Here is a 17264-nt window from a genome sequence, read left to right on the forward strand (position 1 = left end):
AGGTCGTTACCGCCCCATGGTCTGCTCGCCGATGATAGGGTGCCTCCGCGCGAACTGATTGAACGCCGCGCGCTGTTTTGGAAAAATTGACGCATCCTGTGTTGCCAGCATGGCCATCATGCCTCCCGCCCAGTCGGGGCACCGCAAGGGGATGCCCGTACCGCATCTTTCCCCGCCATCCGCCCCGTGCGGCGCGCCATCGACATGGTGGGCGATCCCCTTCCCGTCACATGACAAGGCCAAAGGCAACTCGACGGCCTCAATCGAAAAATCCCGCCGGGGATGGCGCGATACGGCGGCGGTGGTTTTCATGGCCTGGGCGTCCTTTCGGGCGTCAACCTCCCCCGATCCTCCAGCGCGCTCTTGAACGTTCCGGCTCGGCTTGAACGCTTGTGCCATCAACGCAGCCGGCGCGGTGCAAGATGCGCGTTACAGACCAAACATGGTCGCAGCGTTCAATCGGTCATCCCTTGCCTGGCGCACATCTTCACCAACGCGACACATCGCGCGAGCAGCGGCCTGTCCTGGCACTTCTGGCGGCCTGCCCTCTCATGAAAGGTTGACCCGCGCATGACCCTCGATCCGATCCTGCTCTCGCGCATCCAGTGGGCCTGGGTGATCGGCTGGCACATTCTGTTGCCCGCCTTCACCGTGGGGCTGGCCTCCTACATCGCCGTGCTGGAAGGGCTGTTCTTCACCACGGGCGATGCGGCCTGGTATCGTATCTCGCGCTTCTGGACGCAGATCTTTTCGGTGTCCTTCGGCATGGGCGTGGTCTCGGGGATCATCATGCCCTTCCAGTTCGGCACCAACTGGTCGCGCTTTTCCGATGCCACGGCCAACATCCTCTCGCCCATGCTGGCCTATGAGGATCTGATGGCCTTCTTTCTGGAGGCGACCTTCCTGGGCGTGCTGCTGTTCGGACGGCATCTGGTGCCGCGCTGGGCGCATCTGCTGGCAGCCTGCATGGTCGCACTGGGCACGCTGATGTCGTCCTTCTGGATCCTGTCGGTCAACAGTTGGATGCAGACGCCTGCGGGGTTCACATTCCACGATGGCCGCTTCTTCCCCACCGACTGGGGCGCCATCGTGTTCAACCCCTCCTTCCCCTATCGCCTCGCGCATAATGTGGTGGCCTTTTACGTCACCACGGGATTTGTCGTGCTCGGCGTGGGAGCATGGCTGCTGCGCCGCCCCCGCTTCGCAGCCGACGGGCGGCGCATTCTGCGCATGGCGGTGGGTTTTCTGGCCCTCTTCGTGCCCTTGCAGATCGCATTGGGCGATATGCACGGCCTGAACACCGCGCAATATCAACCCGCCAAGCTCGCCGCCATCGAAGGGCGATGGGAAAGCGCCGCGCCTGCTCCGCTCACCCTGTGGGGCTGGCCCGACCAACAGGCGGAGCGCACCGATCATGCGCTCGACATCCCGGTGCTGGGCAGCCTGATCCTCACCCATTCGCTGCATGGAGAGGTGCGCGGGCTCAAAACCTTTCCCGCCGATCAGCGCCCGCCGGTCTGGCCGGTGTTCTGGTCTTTCCGTGTGATGGTCGGGATCGGCCTGCTGATGCTGGCGGTGGTTGCCACCGCTTTGGCACTGCGCCTGCGCGGGCGGCTCTATGACAGCGACTGGTTCCTGCGCCTGTGCATATGGAGCGCGCCTTCGGGCTTTATCGCCGTGCTGGCCGGCTGGACCACCACCGAGGTCGGGCGCCAGCCCTGGACTGTCTACGGGTTGCTGCGCACGGCGCATTCCGTCTCGCCCTCGCTGAAGGGCAGTGACGTGCTGCTGTCCTTTCTGGCCTATGCGGTGGTTTATCTGATGATGTTCCCCGCCGGATTGCTGGTCATGGCGCGCATCGTGCGCGGCGGCCCCACTGAAACCCCGCCCGGCGCCCCGGTGGCCGCGATGCAGGCCGCCGCCCCGATCCACGCCCTGTCGGAGAAAGCATGATGAATGCCCTGATCGTCGATCTGATCCCCGTCTGGGTGGTGATCATCGCCCTGAGCGTGTTCCTTTACGTCCTGCTCGACGGTTTCGATCTGGGCGTGGGCATGCTCTACGGCTTGGCGCCACAGAAGGACCGCCCCATGATCATGAACGCCATTGCCCCGGTCTGGGACGGCAATGAGACATGGCTGATCCTTGGCGCCGTGGCCTTGCTGGCGGTGTTTCCATTGGCCTTTGCGATCGTCATCCCGGCGGTCTATTTCCCGATCCTGATCATGCTGCTGGCGCTAGTGTTCCGGGGGCTGGCCTTCGAATTCCGCTTCGAGGAACCCCGGCTGCATCACTTCTGGAACCGAGGCTTTGCCGTGGGTTCGGCGGTGGCGGCCTTTGCGCAAGGGGCGGTTCTGGGCGCCTTCATCCAGGGCTTCCACGTCGAGGGGCGGGTCTTTGCGGGCTCCTCGTGGGACTGGCTCACACCCTTTTCGGTGATGACCGGACTGGCCCTGATGTGCGGCTATGGCCTGCTGGGCGCAGGCTGGCTGATCATCAAGACCGAGGGCGATCTGCAGGCATGGGCGCGCATGATGGGGCGGCGTGCCCTGATCGGGGTCATGCTGGCCATTTCAGCGGTCAGCCTGTGGACACCGGCGATGGACCCGGCGATCGCCGCGCGCTGGTTCACCCTGCCCCATGCGATGTGGCTGGCACCGATCCCCTTGGCAACGGGCGGAATCGCGATCCTGTGTTGGCGGGCATTGAAGGGACATGGGCCGGATGTGTTGCCCTTCTTTGCCGGGCTTGGCTTGTTCCTGCTCTCCTACCTTGGCGTCGCGATCAGCCTCTGGCCGATGATCGTCCCTCATCACTACACGCTGTGGCAGGCCAGTTCGGCCGTGGGAACACAGATGTTCCTGCTGATCGGTACGCTGGTGCTGTTGCCCGTGATCCTGATGTACACCGGCTGGTCTTACTGGGTGTTTCGCGGCAAGCTGAAGCCGGATGTCGGTTATCATTGAGCGGACCGGCATCCGGCCGCCCGGCGCATCAACGATGCCTCCTCCACGCAGCGATCCTCCATCCGAACTTTGACAATCCGCGCCGGAGCCCCTATTTGCATTCGAAGTCAAAAAGCGCGGCGAGACCAGGATCGATCCATCAGCCCGCGACAGAACGGGAGGATACGACCTTGGCCCACACCCCACCCCACAACGCCGCAAACTTCCGCGACATCCTGCATTCAGGCACCACGCTGATCGGCACCTTCCTCAAGACGCCCTCCCCCATCGTCACCGAGGTGCTCTCGCTCACCGATCTCGACTGCCTGTGCATCGATGCCGAGCACGCCCCCTTCGACCGCATCGCCATCGACGGCAGCATCGCCATGGCCCGCGCCGCCGCCATGCCCATGCTGGTGCGCGTGCCCGCCACGGCGCCCGAGCATATCCTCAATGCGCTGGATTGCGGCGCGACCGGTGTCGTCGCCCCGCATATCCGCAGCGCCGCCGAAGCCCAGGCCTTCGCCCGCGCCTGCCACTATGGCGCGGGCGGGCGCGGCTATGCCGGATCGTCACGCGCCGCCCTTTACACAAGGCGCAGCATCGCCGACCATCTGGCAAACAGCGCGGCACAGACCGTCGCCATCGCCCAGATCGAGGACCCCGAAGCCGTGGAGGACATCGACGCCATCGCCGCCGTGCCGGGCATCGACGCGCTTTTCGTGGGCCGCGTCGATCTGACGGTGGCCTATGGCGCGACCTCTCAGGACGATCCGCGCGTGGTCGCGGCGGTGGAGCGCATCTGCGCGGCCGGGCGCAAGCACAACCGCCGCGTCGGCATGTTCCTCGCCCGCCCGCAGGATGTGCCGCAGTGGGAGGCCAAGGGCGCCAGCCTGTTCCTGCTCGGGTCGGATCACAGCTTTATGCTGCAGGGCGCGGCCAATCTGCTGGCGCAAACAAAGCCATGATCGAGCCGCTGACACAGGGCGGCGCGCAGGATGCCCTCACCCGCTGCCTGAGCCTGATCCTTCAGGAGGATGACCGCTGGCACGCCATGCTGGCCATCAACCCGCAGGCCGAGGCCGAGGCTGAAGCCGCCGATCATGCCGCGGCACAAGGGCAAGGCCTCGGCCCGCTGCATGGCGTGGTGCTGGCCATCAAGGACAACATCGACGTTGCGGGCATGGCCACCACCTCGGGCTGCAAGGCTCTGGCGCGGGCCATGGTACCGGGCGACGCGCCGGTGGTGGCACGCCTGCGCGCGGCAGGCGCGGTGGTGGTGGGCAAGACCAACCTCTCGGAGTTCTCCTTCGAGATCCGCTCGCGCAGCTCGCTGGGCGGCGATGTGCGCTGCCCCTTCGCCCCCGACAGCACGGCGGGCGGATCGAGCGGCGGATCGGCGGTGGCGGTGGCGCGCGGCTTTGCCATGGCGGCGCTGGGCACCGATACGGGCGGATCGATCCGCATTCCGGCGGCCTGCAACGGGCTGGTCGGGCTGCGTCCGGCGCATGGCATGCTCTCGCTGGAGGGCGTCGCGCCCTTGGCCCCCAGCACCGACACCATCGGGCCGATCACGCGCAGCGTGGCCGATGCGCGGCTGCTCTATGAGATCATGGGCGGGCAGATCGGCGGGAACGCGGCGCCCCGCCGCGTGGGTGTGGTGCGGCAGGCCTTCGGTGAGGATGCTCGCATTCTGGCCGCCTGCGATCAGGCGCTGGAACGGCTGGCGCGTGGGGGAATCGAACTGGTCGATCCGCTCACCCTGCCCGGCGTCGAGGATCTGCTGGCCGGGCCGCATATCGTCGATGCGGAATTTGGCGCGGCCTTCGACGCCTATCTTGCCGGGCGTGCCTCAACCGGAAACGCTCCCGCCTCTCTGGCCGAGCTGGTGACAGGCGGCGCCTTCCTGCCCGACCATCGCGAGAGCCTGACCAAACGCATGGCCATCTCCCCCGATGCGGCGCCCCCCATCCTCGCCCGCCATCGTGAGCTGACCGCGATGCTGCGGGCGGTGATGGCGCAGCATCGGCTGGACGCGCTGTTCTATCCCACCATGCGCGTCATCCCCGAGGGGCTGGGCAATCCTCCGGGCGGCTGGGCGCCCGAACTGGCGGCACGCAGCGGATGGCCCGCGATCAGCGTGCCCGTTGCCGCGCCCGGTGAGCGCCCCGTCGGCGCCGAACTGCTGGTGCCTGCCCGACAGGAAGCCGCGCTCTTCGCCCTGGCCGCCATGCTGGAGCGCCCCTGACACAAAAGACGGTCCCGCCGACAGGGCGGGACCGCTGCAGGGAGGAAGGTTGAAAGGGCCATGTTGCGCAACATGGCCCTGTTTTTCTGCGATCAGAACTTGGTGCCGACCCGCACGCCATAGGTGCGCGGCGCGCCATAGGAGACCTGAATACGCTCCAACCGCCCGACGACGCCGCTCAGCAGCGTGGCCTGGTTGGTCAGATTGTCGCCATAGGCCTCGATATAGGTGTTGTTGCCCTTGGCCGCGCTCCAGCGCAGCGAGGCGCCCAGCTTGTCATAGGCCTTCTGGTAATCGAGCACCGTGTTGTAATCGGTGGTGTAGTAACCGCCCGAATGCAGCCAGTTGCCCGAGGGCGTCAGCGTGCCCGCCTTGCCCAGATCGATGTCATAGGAAGCCAGCACCGTCGCCTTGAAATCGGGCGACTGCGGGATCTTCTTGCCCGCCAGATCGACCGAGACCGGATCGGCCCCACCCGAAGCGCCATAGAAGTTGTTACCGCTGATGTAACGGGTGTAGCGCGCATTCATAAAGGACAGGGTGGTGTTGATGTGCAAATTCGGCACCGGATCGAGCCGCAGCGCCAATTCGCCACCATAGGAGCGCGCCTGACCCGCCGAACCGAAGTAGGACACCAGCGGCGTGTAGACGTTGATCTGCAAATTCGAGAACTTGTTGTAGAAGCCCGAGGCCTCGATCTCGCCCTTGCCGCCCAGAATCTTCGACTTGATGCCCGCCTCATAGGCCCAGACCTTTTGCGGGGCATAGGAGGAGGGAATGGCCGGATTGCCGCCCGTGTCGTTCACCCCACCCGATTCAAAACCGGTGGAGGCGGTGGCATAGATCATCGTGTTGCGGTCCGGCGTGAACTGCAGGCCCGCGCGCCATGTGCCGCTGCTGAAGCTGGGCGCGCCCGATGTCACCGAATAGGGCGACATGAAGTTGTAGGTGCCCGGCGCGGCATCGGCCCAGTCGGCGAAGTTGAACGCCTTCTTTTCATGGCTGTAGCGCGCGCCCGCGATCACCCTGAGCAGATCGGGCACAAGCTGGAAGGTGCCCTGCCCATAGATGGCATAGGCGTCGGTCGTCAGCCCGGCATCGGCGCGGAAACCGGTGGTGGTGGCACCCGGCGCGGTGATCTTCTGCTGATAGGTCTCGAAGATGCTGTCATGCAGATAATAGGCGCCAACGATCCATTCCAGCCGCCCCTTGGCGTTGGAGGCAAGCTGCACCTCCTGCGTGAAGGCGTTGGAGCGCGTGTTGGCCTCCTGCACGCCCGAGCCATAGCCGAGGCCCTCGAAGGTGACGCTCGACTGGTCGTTGTCGGCGCTGCGATGGGCGCGGAAATGGGTGTAGCCGGTGATCGACTTGAGCGTCACAGGCCCCAGATTGTAGGCGATCTGTCCCGAGACATAATCCTCGGCGATGTGTTCGAAGGGCTGGTAATCCCAGTCATTGGTCCAGGCGCCGCCGGTCACCGGCTTGCCGATGTCGCGGCCCGCGACATTGGGCGAACCATTGGGCACCGAGGGATTGACCGCATAGGGCTGGCCGTTGATCGACTGATAGCCGGTCGCCGGATTGATCAGCGTGCCGGCCACCTTGTAGCCATAGGAGCCCGCGCCCGCATCGTCGCGGCGCCAGGTGCCGGCATGCAGCGTGACCTCCAGATCGCTGGTGGGGGTCCATTTCACGGCGACGCGCTCGGCATTCTCGTTCAGATCGTCGAGCACCACGCCGGGCGTGGTCGAATGGACATAGCCGTCATGGCGTTGAAACACGCCGGAAAAACGCACCGCCAGCGTGTCGGTGACGGGCAGGTTGATGTAGCCGTCGACGCGCGACTGGTTGTAATTGCCCTTTTCCAGATTGGCGCCGACGCCGAAATCATGGGTGGGCTCGGCGGTGACGATGCTGACATTGCCGCCAAAGGTGTTGCGGCCATAGAGCGTGCCCTGCGGGCCGCGCAGCACTTCGACGCGCGCGATGTCGAACAGCGGGATCGACTGCTGCTGGGTGCGGCTCTGATAGATGCCGTCGATGTAGAAGCCGATGACGGGGTCGTTCTGCGCCGAAACCAGGCTGGTGCGCACGCCGCGGATGGCGGGGAAGGAATCCGAGCCCTGCGAGCCCCAGGTGAAGCCCGGCGTGGCAAATTCGACGCGGGAAATATCGTTGGCGCGCAGCTTGTTAAGCGCATCGCCCGAGAGTGCCGTCATCGAGATGGGCACGTCGCGCAGCTTTTCGCTGCGGCGCTGGGCGGTGACGATGATCTCCCCGGTGCTCGCATCATTGGCCGCAGGGGCGGCAGAGGTCGATGCCACCGCCGGTTGATCCGCAGCAGGCTCCGTCGCGGCCAGAGCGGGCGTGGCCAGCATCGTCAGTGTGAAGGCGGAAACGCCCCTTAGCAGTGGGTGCTTGTGCATGTGACTCCCCTTTTCTTTGTTCTGGGGAGAAATCTATCGGGAAGGTCGCGGCCCGTCCATCATTTTTTGCATTCGAAGTCATTGGCCATTTGACGCATATGCGCTTAACGTCACGGCCAAAATATCACGGAAAATCAGTGAATATTCGATAACACCGCGAATCACAGGGCAATACAGCTATTTTTCATAGCGAAAAAATTCCTGCGTAAATTGCCTTCGCATTCACATCTCCGGCATCGCGATTCGCGCGCTGCTGCCGGTGAGCAATTCGCCGGTGAACAGCCGCTGCTCGGCGGGCGCCGTGGCATCCTCGATCCGCTCGACCAGCATGGAAACCGCCGCATCGGTCATGCGCCGCACCGGCTGCCGCACCGAGGTGAGATCATAGCTGCCCCAGCGCGCCGGCCCCGCCCCGTCGAAGCCCACCACCGAGAGATCACCGGGAATGCTCAGCCCCAGATCGCGCCGCGCCGCATCCATCGCGCCGATCGCCATCAGATCGCTGACCGCGATCACCGCATCGAGCGCGCCCACCGCCTGATGCAATGCATGCATCGCGCGGTGCCCGCTGTCATAGGAGAAGTCGCCCCGGCTCTCGGGCACATCGCCCACCCCGGCCTGCGCCAGCGCGGCGAGCGCCGCCGTGCGCCGCTCCTCACCGACATAGCTGTCGGCGGGGCCCGAAATCAGCCCGAAACGGCGATGCCCGGCGGCTAGAAGATGCTCGACCAGCCCGCGCTCGCCCGACACGGAATCGCAGCGCACCGAAGGCGCCGCGCTCGCCACGCGGTTGTAGAGCACCAAAGGCACGCGATGCTCGGCAAATTGCGCCACCTGCGCCGCCGAAAGACGCGCCGCCGAAATCACCCCATCGACCGAATGGCGCCAGATCTGGTCCAGCACGCCATCGACCTCGCTCTCCTCCGACAGGGAGAAGAGCAGCACACGCATGTCGCGCTCATTCAAACGCGCGCTCAATTCGGCCAGAACCTCGGGATAATAGAGGTTGGTGCGCGCCGAAATGATCAGCGCCACAATATTCGTGCGCTTGGAAATCAGCGCCTGAGCCAGCGCATTGGGCCGATAGCCGATTTCGGCGGCCACCTTCAGGATCAGCTCGCGCTTGGCCGCGCCGATCGAGGCATTGGGCGCGAAACAGCGCGACACCGCCGATTGCGACACGCCCGCGATCCGCGCGACATCATAGGATGTCGGGCGCCGCCCCTGCTCCATGATGGTGGAGGTGGATTTCTTGTTGGTCTGCGGTTTGGGCATCGGCACCCTCAAAGCCTGGAACGGACTTTTCTCTAATTGGCTTGCATCTCCAAGGCAAATGACATGGCGCCATATCCGGGATGCCCGGCGCCATGATGCACAAAATCCCGCGTGACACTTGCATTCGAATGCAGTATTGATGCAAAACCTCAGTCACCAAAACCGCCGGGAGAAAACCATGACCACCGCGCCGCAAGGCTTTTCCGAGACCACCGTCTACATCAAGGCCCCCGCCCGCGACTCGATCGCCGACAACAATGACGTGACCGGAATCGTCGCGAGCGTGCTGGCCGATGTGCGCCGCGAGGGCGATGCCGCCGTGCGCCGCTATTCCGCCAAATTCGACAATGCCGATCTGGAGCAGTTCGAGGTCAGCCAGGCCGACCGCCTCGCCGCGCTGGATGAACTCGATCCCCAGACCCGCGCCGACACCGAATTCGCCATCGAAAACGTGCGCCGTTTTGCGCAGGCCCAGCTCGGCACCATCCTGCCGCTGGAGATCGAGCCCATCCCCGGCCTGCATCTTGGCCACCGCGTCATCCCCATCGACCGCGTGGGCGCCTATGTGCCGGGCGGCCGCTTCCCGCTGCTCTCCGCGCCGATCATGACCATCGTGCCGGGCAAGGTCGCGGGCTGCGCCGAGGTCGTCGCCTGCCTGCCGCCCAACGCGCACCGCGCGATGATCGCGGGCTGCCACCTCTCGGGCGCGGACCGCATCTTCCGCATCGGCGGGGCGCAGGCCATCGCCGCCATGGCCTATGGCACGCAGACCGTGCCGCAGGTCAACAAGATCATGGGCCCCGGCAATGCCTTTGTGAACGAGGCCAAGCGTCAGGTCTTCGGCCCCGTGGGCATCGACCAGCTTGCCGGTCCTTCGGAGATCTTCGTGGTGGCCGATTCCTCAGGCGACCCCGAACTGATCGCCTGCGACCTCCTCGGTCAGGCCGAGCATGATGTGCGCACCCGCGTGGGCCTGATCACCACCGACCGCGCTCTGGCCGAGGCGACGGTGAAGGAGGTCGAGCGCCAGCTTGAGACCCTCGCCACCGCCAAGGTCGCGGCGGAAAGCTGGGCCAATTACGGCGAGATCGTGCTCTGCGACAGTGAAGCCTCGATGATCGCCTATTCCGATCACGTCGCCGCCGAACATCTGCAGGTCCACACCGCCGACCCGCATGGTTTCGCCAGGAAGCTGCGCAATTACGGCTCGCTGTTTATCGGTGAGAACGCCAGCGTGGTCTATTCGGACAAGAATGTCGGCACCAATCACACGCTGCCGACGATGGGCGCGGGGCGTTATACGGGCGGGCTCTGGGTCGGTTCCTATGTGAAGATCGCGACGCATCAGTGGCTGGAAGACAAGGCCATTGCCGCCGTCGCCCCGCCCGCCATCCGCCAGAGCGGCAGCGAAGGCCTCGAAGGCCATCAGAAGGCCGCGGCGATCCGCTTTGAACGCCTGAAGCAGAACGCCTGATTTGAGGACCCCGGCGCCCAACAGCGCCGGGGTTTTTCCTTGCCGACAAACCCCACAAAAAGGGCGGCCCGGACTGATCCGGACCGCCCTTTTTTCAGCGCCTTGCGCCAGGCTTAGCCGGCAAACACCGGCCTTGCCGGATCCTCCGATCCGCGCACCACAATCGCCTCACACGGCACGGAGGCGGTGTTGCGGAAGGCATGCTGCAGGCCAATCGGCACCGTCAGCGTGTCACCGGCGCCCATGATCAGGCTGCCATCGGCCCAACTGACCTCCAGCGTGCCGGACTGGATGAAGATAACCTCTTCCTCGGCGCGGGCATGCAGCGGGACATAGGCGCCGGTCTGCAAGGTGAGCTGGCGCAGGTTGAGACCATGCGGCCACCAGCCCGAAATCGGCCCCGGCGCAAAGCCGTCGCTGGTGGCCTGAGGCACGATGATGCCCGCCTCCACCACCCCCGGCGCGGCCAGTGGCGAAGCGGGATTGGCCGAAGCCTCCCCGGCGCGCACCACGCATTCCAGCAGCTTTTCGAGCGGCGGCGTGCGCAATTGCGCGGCAGCCTCGGCATCGAGGCCGGTTTCCAGCTCGACATCGCGCAGCTCGTAATCGCCACTGCTGGTGTCGATCAACTGGCCGCCCTTGGTCAGCTTCAGGCCGAAATCCTGCGCGGCCTCCAGCACGGCGGGGGCCCAGGTCACCTTGCCGGGCTCATCCTGCCCCAGCGCGACCCACAGGAAGCCGGTGCCTTCATCGACCTTCTCGAAACCACGGAACATCTGTGTTGGCACCGAGGCGACATCGCCCGGCCCGATTTCCAGCGAGCCATCCTCGCAATTGGGGCCGAACAGCAGCCGCCAATGGCCCGAATGAACGACAAAAACCTCTGCCGTTTCATGGCTATGCTGCGAATTGACGCAGCCGAAGGGTTGGCGCGCGCCGCCGATGTTGAAGCCATGCGGCAGGGCGATATGCACGAATTGATCGGGGCTTTCGGACACGCCGGGGCCAATGATCGTGAAGTTTTCCTTCTCGGTCGAACCGGGCGTGCGGGTGTCGATAAAGGCGGTGCGGCAAGGCACGAGGTCGGCATAGCGCACCAGACGGCCAGCCATCGCCGTTCCGGCCAGTGCATCGCCGGCCATCCCCCCGTTTGTCTGTTCAGTCACGAATCGCTCCATTGTTTCAGGGCCCCAAATCGCCGGTCTCTGCCGGAATTTTTCATCCCATACTTGCATTCGAATGCAAATGTGGTAATCCATCGCCATGCCCAGCGCAAGCGAATTTGGCCCGCCAGATTTGTGACGCGCAGCCAGCAACGAACCGGGACGAACCATCGATCCCGGACGGGAGAATGGACACGTGACAGCGCCCTCGCGCATCGATCCCGACTGGCCGCTGCTGATGCTGCCCGGCACCCTGTGCGACGCACGGGTGTTCGGCCCGATGCTGGCCGGGGTGGAACGCGATATCCTGCATGGCGACATGACCGGCCTGCCCGGCGCCGGAGCGCTGGCCCGCCGATTGCTGGAGAGCGCCCCCGCCCGCTTTATCCCGGTCGGTTTTTCGCTTGGCGCCATCGTCGCTCTGGAGATGGCCGCCATCGCCCCGCAGCGCATCGGCGCCATGGTGCTGATCGCCGCCAATGGTCGCGATGTGCCTGCAGCCGATCACGCCGCCCGCCGCATCGCCGGGGCCGGTGATCCGGTGGCGGCGGTCGATCAGCTATGGCCCCGCTCGGTGGCGACGGCGCGTCTGGAGGATGCTTCGCTGCGCCAACTGATCTGCAGCATGGCGCGCGAATCGCCCGAAAACACGCTCAGCCTGCAGACCGAGGTCGCCCTCACCCGCAGCGACAAGCGCCCGCTGCTGCCCGCCATGGCGATGCCCGCGTTGATACTGGGCGGCGCTCAGGACCAGATCGCCCCGCCCGCCCTGCAGCAGGAGCTGGCCGCCGGTCTGCCTGACGCCACTTTGCACATCGCCCCCGATGCCGGGCATTTCCTGCCGCTCGAGTGTCCCGATTTCTGCGCCCGCGCGCTTGCCGAATGGCTGGCGCCCGCGCCCGTCCACCCATAACATTCCCTCATGTCGCACAATGGAGAGGCCTTTCGTGACTGACGCCCAAACCCCCAAGAAGCCCGCCGCCGCCCCTCAGGCCGTGCCCGCCCAGCCAGGCCGCGTGCTGCAGGTCGAACGCCGCGATTTCACGCAGTTGGTGCCCGAAAACCGCCCCCGCGTGCAGAGCATGCGCGGCTTCGACGACTGCTACACCGACATCGTCGACTACATCGTGCGCTGCACCCACCGCATCTGGGACGAGCGCGATGTCGGGCTGATCTACAGCCACTACACCCACAATTGCGTCGCCTACACCACGCTGGGCACGATGTATGACCGCGAGACGCATATCCGCGACACCATCCAGCGCCTCGTCGAATTTCCCGACCGGCGCGGCATGGCCCAGCAGGTGATCTGGAACGGCGATGATGTGAACGGCTTCTACACCAGCCATATGACTCATGGCTCGGGCCGCCACACCCAGCTTGGCGCCTGGGGCAAGCCGACGGGCCGCACCTATTGCACCCGCACCGTGGCCGACTGCATGATCCTTGAGAACAAGATCTACAAGGAATGGATCGTGCGCGACAACATGGGCCCGCTGATCCAGGTCGGCCTCGACCCGCATGAGTTCGCCCAGACCCTCGCCCAGCGCAAGTTCGACCTTGGCGAGCCGGTGATGGACACCGCCGAAAACCGCCGCCTGCTGGGCCAGTACCCGCCCGAGAGCGAGGCCGACCTCTCCATCGCCAACAATGAGGGCGAGGCGCAGCTCCTCACCTGGCTGCACCACATCTACAACAAGCGCATGTTCGGCAAGATCCACGAGATCTACGCCCCCAACTGCCAGTGGCACGGCCCGCTGATGCGCGAACTGTACGGCGTGGCGGCGGTGCTGCAGCAGACGATGCGCCTTGTCGCGCTGATGCCCGATTGCAGCTTCGTGCCGCAGCATATCTGCTCGGTGGAGAGCGAGGAGGGCGGCACCAAATATGCGCTGCGCTGGGTGATGGATGGCCACCATCTGGGCTATGGCTCGCTGGGCGCGCCCACCGGGCACCCGCTCTTCGTGATGGGCGTGACGCATTTCCATATCAAGGACGGCAAGATCGTCGATGAATGGGCGGTCTATGACGAGTTCTCGATGCTGGTGCAGTTGAAGCTGGCCGCCATTCAGGCCGCCGCCTGATCGTGCAACGGGCGGGGCCCAGCGCGGCCCCGCCCCCCTTTCCTCGCCGGAGTGTTCCGAGGATGCCCACCGCCACCCCCGCCCTGCCCGCTTCCGCCGTTCCGGAGCCCGCGCCCCAGCAGGCCATCGACACGCCGGACATCACCCTGCCCCATCAGGTGGCGATCTTCGTGCTGCTGATGGTCTGCGAGTTCCTCTACGGCTGGGCGTGGAACACGGTGGACGTGCTGCGCCCCTTTATCCGCGAGTCGCTGGGCCTCTCGCTGATGCAGGCAGGCTCGACCTACTCCGCACAAGGCGCGGGCGCGCTGATCGGCGCGGTGGTGATCGGGCAACTGGCCGACCGCTATGGCCGCAGGCACATGTTCGCGCTGCTGGTGGCGGGCTATGGCGCGATGCTGATCGCGGGAACAGCCGTGGGCAGCTATCCGCAACTGCTGGCCCAGCGTTTCCTGCTGGGGCTGTTTGCCGGGGCCAGCTTTCCGGTCGGCGTGGGCATCTATTGCAACCTGTTCCGCCCCACGGTGCGCGGGCGGCTGGCGGGCATTCTCAACGCCTGTTTCAGTCTTTCCATCGTGGCGCTGGGGCTGGCGATGGGGGCGGTCGCGCCGGGGCAGTGGCATAGTCTGCTGTGGGCGGGCGGTTTGCCGCCGCTGGTGCTTTCGGTGGTGGCCTATGTGATGATCTCGGCGGGCTCGCGCATCGATCTGGCCAGCCAGCGCGGCGACAAGCTGCCGGTGCGCGAACTCTTCGCCCCCGATGTGCGCCGCCAGACGCTGACGCTGGCGGCGATGACGGGCCTCAACTTCTTCGGCTATGCGGCCTTCAGCGGCTGGCTGACCACCTATCTCACCGGCGAGCGCCACTTTTCCTCCGCGCTGGCGGGCAATCTGCTGGCGTGGCAGTTCGCCGGGAACATCGCGGGCGGCTTCTTCTGGGGCTGGGCGGCGGACCGTTTCGGGCGGCGCTTCAATGCGGTGGGCTTCTTTATCGCCTCGGCGGCCATCGTCGCCTTTCTGCTGGCGCCGTCCAATGTGATGCTGCTGCGCGGGCTGGGCCTGATCTATGGCGCGACCCTTTGCTCCAGCGTGATCTGGGGCGCGTGGATGGCCGAGCTTTACCCGCCGCATCTGCAATCGACGGCGGCCTCGATCTTCAACTGGGGGCGGATCATCAGCTTTTTCTCGCCGCTGATCACCGCCAGCATCGCCCAGCAGGTCGGCATGCCCATCGCCATGAGCTGCGCCGCGCTGGCCTTCACGCTAGCCGCCTTCCTGTGGATCAGCCAGCGCGAAACGCTTGCCGCCTGAAACGTAAAAAACCCCCGGCTGATCCAGCAGCCGGGGGTTTTCTTTACGAGCGACAGAATCGTTAGTCGGCGGTCCAGCCGCCATCGACAATCAGGCTGGTGCCGGTGATCAGCGCCGAGGCCTCACTGGCCAGGAACACCACCGGGCCCATCAGATCCTCCACCGTGCCGATGCGGCCCAGCTTGATCTTGGCCAGCACGCTGGCGCGGAAGGCTTCATCCTCGAAGAAGGGCCTGGTCAGCGGCGTTTCGATAAAGGTCGGCGCGATGGTGTTGGAGCGGATGCCATGCGGCGCCAGATCCAGCGCAAAGGCCTTGTTCATCCCCTCGATCGCCCATTTCGAGGCGCAGTACAGCGAGCGCTTCGGCCCGCCGACATGGCCCATCTGCGACCCCATATGGATCAGGCTGCCCTTGATCCCTTCGGCGATCATCGCCTTCACCGCGCCCTGCGCCACGAAGAAAGCGCTCTTCACATTGAGGTCGAGCACGGCGTCGTAATCCGCCTCGCTCACCTCCCACAGGGGCATGGGCCGGTTGGTGCCCGCATTGTTGACCAGCACATGGAAGGCCGGGCGCCTGGCAAAGAAGGCCTCGACCGCGGCAATATCGCTGACATCGAGCACCGCCGCCTGCGCCTGACCGCCAGCGGCCTTGATCGCGGCAGCGCCCTCCTCGATCTCGCGCGCGGTGCGGGCGGCAAGGGTCACCTGCGCGCCCGCCTGCGCCAGAGCGGCGGCGGCGGCAAGGCCAATGCCTCGCCCCGCCCCCGTCACCAGCGCGCGCTGCCCATCGAGCCGGAAGGCCGGCGTCTGTGGCAGCGCCTCCATCAGACGGCCGTCAGTTCGCTGGGCTCGACCTGCCCGGCATAGGGCACATCGCGGTGGCCAAAACGGCGCACGCGGATGTTGGCCTGCTCACCATGACCGGCAAAGCCTTCCAGCGCGCAGAGGCGACTGCAATATTCGCCGATCAGCGCGCTGGCCTCATCGGTGGTGACGCGCTGATAGGTGCAGGTCTTGAGGAATTTGCCGACCCACAGACCGCCCGTGTAGCGCGCCGCCTTCTTCGTCGGCAGCGTGTGGTTGGTGCCGATCACCTTGTCGCCAAACGACACATTGGTGCGGTTGCCCAGGAACAGCGCGCCATAATTGGTCATGTTCTGCAGGAAATATTCGGGGTCCTGCGTCATCACCTGCACATGCTCGCTGGCGATCTCGTCGGCCACGCGCACCATTTCCTCATAGCTCTCGGCCACGATCACCTCGCCATAGGTTTCCCATGCCTTGCGAGCATGATCCGCCGTGGGCAGGATGTCCAGCAAGCGGTCGATTTCCTTCATCGTCGCGCGGGCAAAGGCCTCGGAGTTGGTCAGCAGCACGCCGGGGCTGTCGGGCCCATGCTCCACCTGACCCAGAATGTCGGTGGCGGCCATTTCGGGATCGCAGCCGATCTCATCGGCGATGATCAGCGTTTCGGTGGGGCCAGCGAAGAGATCGATGCCGACACGGCCGAACAACTGCCGCTTGGCCTCGGCCACAAAGGCGTTGCCGGGGCCGACAAGGATATCGACCGGATCGATCGTCTCGGTGCCGATGGCCATGGCGCCGATCGCCTGAATGCCGCCCAGCGCATAGATCGCATCCGCCCCGGCCAGCGCCTGAGCCGCCACGATGGCGCGCGCGGGCTTGCCCTGAAACGGCGGCGCGCAGGTGATGACGCGCTTCACGCCAGCCACCTTGGCGGTGATCACGCTCATATGGGCCGAGGCCAGCAGCGGATATTTGCCGCCCGGCACATAGCAGCCTGCCGCATTCACCGGCAGGTTCTTGTGGCCCAGCACCACGCCGGGCAGCGTCTCGACCTCGACATCCTTGACGCTGTCGCGCTGGATCCGGGCGAAGTTGCGCACCTGGGTCTGGGCGAATTCGATGTCCTTGCGCTCCTGCGGGGAAAGGCTGTCCACCGCCGCATCGATCTCGGACTGGCTAAGGCGATAGTCCTCGCGGTCCCAGCCGTCGAACTTGATGCTCATGTCGCGCAGGGCCGCGTCGCCGCGCTTCTCGATATCGGCCAGCGCCGCCTCGACAATGTCGCGAACCTTGCGGTCGGCTTCCGCTTTCACATCGGCTGCCGCGCCGCGCTTGAGATACTGGGCCATCATCATCCTCCTCAATGAGCGGCAGGCACGCGCCCGCTCCGACTCGTCGAAGCTTATGAATACATAGTCACAGAAATTTTCCAATATGACATTTTACAAATTTCAAACGCCACATTTTATGATTTTTATGATTGAATGCATATTCAAATTGCTTTGCAAGCCTTTCACCAGCTACCACC

At 65.3% G+C, this 17264-nt stretch carries 14 protein-coding genes; 8 read left to right on the plus strand and 6 right to left on the minus strand.

Features of this window, described 5'->3' with window-relative positions; all coding sequences use genetic code 11:
* Window positions 1-6: 6 nt before the first annotated feature.
* Window positions 7-312, minus strand: a complete 306-nt coding sequence (locus ABDW49_RS14470) for a hypothetical protein (RefSeq protein WP_343612720.1) — start codon at window positions 310-312, stop codon at window positions 7-9.
* 258 nt (window positions 313-570) lie between these two features.
* On the opposite strand from ABDW49_RS14470, the gene ABDW49_RS14475 reads away from it, so the two are divergent.
* The 4 genes from ABDW49_RS14475 (at window position 571) to ABDW49_RS14490 (ending at window position 5193) form a co-directional block, all read left to right on the plus strand.
* Window positions 571-1953, plus strand: a complete 1383-nt coding sequence (locus ABDW49_RS14475; protein WP_343612721.1) for a cytochrome ubiquinol oxidase subunit I — start codon at window positions 571-573, stop codon at window positions 1951-1953.
* Entirely contained in the window at window positions 1950-2966 is a 1017-nt protein-coding gene (gene cydB / locus ABDW49_RS14480) for a cytochrome d ubiquinol oxidase subunit II (protein WP_343612722.1), read from the plus strand. The genes ABDW49_RS14475 and cydB overlap by 4 nt, the downstream gene beginning before the upstream one ends.
* A gap of 170 nt (window positions 2967-3136) precedes the next feature.
* Window positions 3137-3913, plus strand: coding sequence for an aldolase/citrate lyase family protein (locus tag ABDW49_RS14485; protein WP_343612723.1), 777 nt, complete (start codon window positions 3137-3139; stop codon window positions 3911-3913).
* Window positions 3910-5193 carry an amidase gene (locus tag ABDW49_RS14490; protein ID WP_343612724.1) on the plus strand — a complete coding sequence of 428 codons (1284 nt, stop codon included), beginning with the start codon at window positions 3910-3912 and terminating at the stop codon, window positions 5191-5193. Before ABDW49_RS14485 ends, ABDW49_RS14490 begins: the two co-directional genes overlap by 4 nt.
* A gap of 92 nt (window positions 5194-5285) precedes the next feature.
* Here ABDW49_RS14490 and ABDW49_RS14495 read toward each other — a convergent pair whose 3' ends face one another.
* Together ABDW49_RS14495 and ABDW49_RS14500 are read right to left on the minus strand one after the other, a co-directional pair.
* A complete protein-coding gene (locus ABDW49_RS14495; protein WP_343612725.1) occupies window positions 5286-7619 on the minus strand; it encodes a TonB-dependent receptor in 2334 nt (777 codons plus the stop codon).
* Window positions 7620-7841: 222 nt separating this feature from the next.
* Window positions 7842-8894, minus strand: coding sequence for a LacI family DNA-binding transcriptional regulator (locus ABDW49_RS14500; RefSeq protein WP_343612726.1), 1053 nt, complete (start codon window positions 8892-8894; stop codon window positions 7842-7844).
* A gap of 178 nt (window positions 8895-9072) precedes the next feature.
* On the opposite strand from ABDW49_RS14500, the gene hisD (ABDW49_RS14505) reads away from it, so the two are divergent.
* Complete coding sequence (gene hisD, locus ABDW49_RS14505) at window positions 9073-10368, plus strand: histidinol dehydrogenase (protein WP_343612727.1); 1296 nt, start codon at window positions 9073-9075, stop codon at window positions 10366-10368.
* A 113-nt stretch (window positions 10369-10481) separates the two neighbouring features.
* Here hisD (ABDW49_RS14505) and ABDW49_RS14510 read toward each other — a convergent pair whose 3' ends face one another.
* Window positions 10482-11534, minus strand: a complete 1053-nt coding sequence (locus ABDW49_RS14510) for a cupin domain-containing protein (protein ID WP_343612728.1) — start codon at window positions 11532-11534, stop codon at window positions 10482-10484.
* 193 nt (window positions 11535-11727) lie between these two features.
* Here ABDW49_RS14510 and ABDW49_RS14515 point away from each other — a divergent pair, with 193 nt between their 5' ends.
* The 3 genes from ABDW49_RS14515 to ABDW49_RS14525 all read left to right on the plus strand — a co-directional run bounded on the left by ABDW49_RS14515 (window position 11728) and on the right by ABDW49_RS14525 (window position 14925).
* Window positions 11728-12444, plus strand: a complete 717-nt coding sequence (locus tag ABDW49_RS14515; protein WP_343612729.1) for an alpha/beta hydrolase — start codon at window positions 11728-11730, stop codon at window positions 12442-12444.
* Between the two features lie 34 nt (window positions 12445-12478).
* Window positions 12479-13615 (plus strand): ester cyclase, encoded by a 1137-nt coding sequence (locus ABDW49_RS14520; protein WP_343612730.1) that lies wholly within the window; start codon window positions 12479-12481, stop codon window positions 13613-13615.
* Between the two features lie 62 nt (window positions 13616-13677).
* The gene (locus ABDW49_RS14525; protein WP_343612731.1) at window positions 13678-14925 is read left to right on the plus strand and encodes an MFS transporter; all 1248 of its coding nucleotides are present in this window, start codon (window positions 13678-13680) and stop codon (window positions 14923-14925) included.
* A 61-nt stretch (window positions 14926-14986) separates the two neighbouring features.
* On the opposite strand, the gene ABDW49_RS14530 is transcribed toward ABDW49_RS14525, so the two are convergent.
* Both ABDW49_RS14530 and hisD (ABDW49_RS14535) read right to left on the minus strand, forming a co-directional pair.
* Window positions 14987-15754 (minus strand): SDR family oxidoreductase, encoded by a 768-nt coding sequence (locus ABDW49_RS14530; protein ID WP_343612732.1) that lies wholly within the window; start codon window positions 15752-15754, stop codon window positions 14987-14989.
* Complete coding sequence (hisD, locus tag ABDW49_RS14535; RefSeq protein ID WP_343614303.1) at window positions 15754-17085, minus strand: histidinol dehydrogenase; 1332 nt, start codon at window positions 17083-17085, stop codon at window positions 15754-15756. Before hisD (ABDW49_RS14535) ends, ABDW49_RS14530 begins: the two co-directional genes overlap by 1 nt.
* Window positions 17086-17264 lie beyond the last annotated feature (179 nt).

It is taken from the genome of Novosphingobium sp. (genome assembly GCF_039595395.1).
Classification (GTDB): Bacteria; Pseudomonadota; Alphaproteobacteria; order Sphingomonadales; family Sphingomonadaceae; genus Novosphingobium.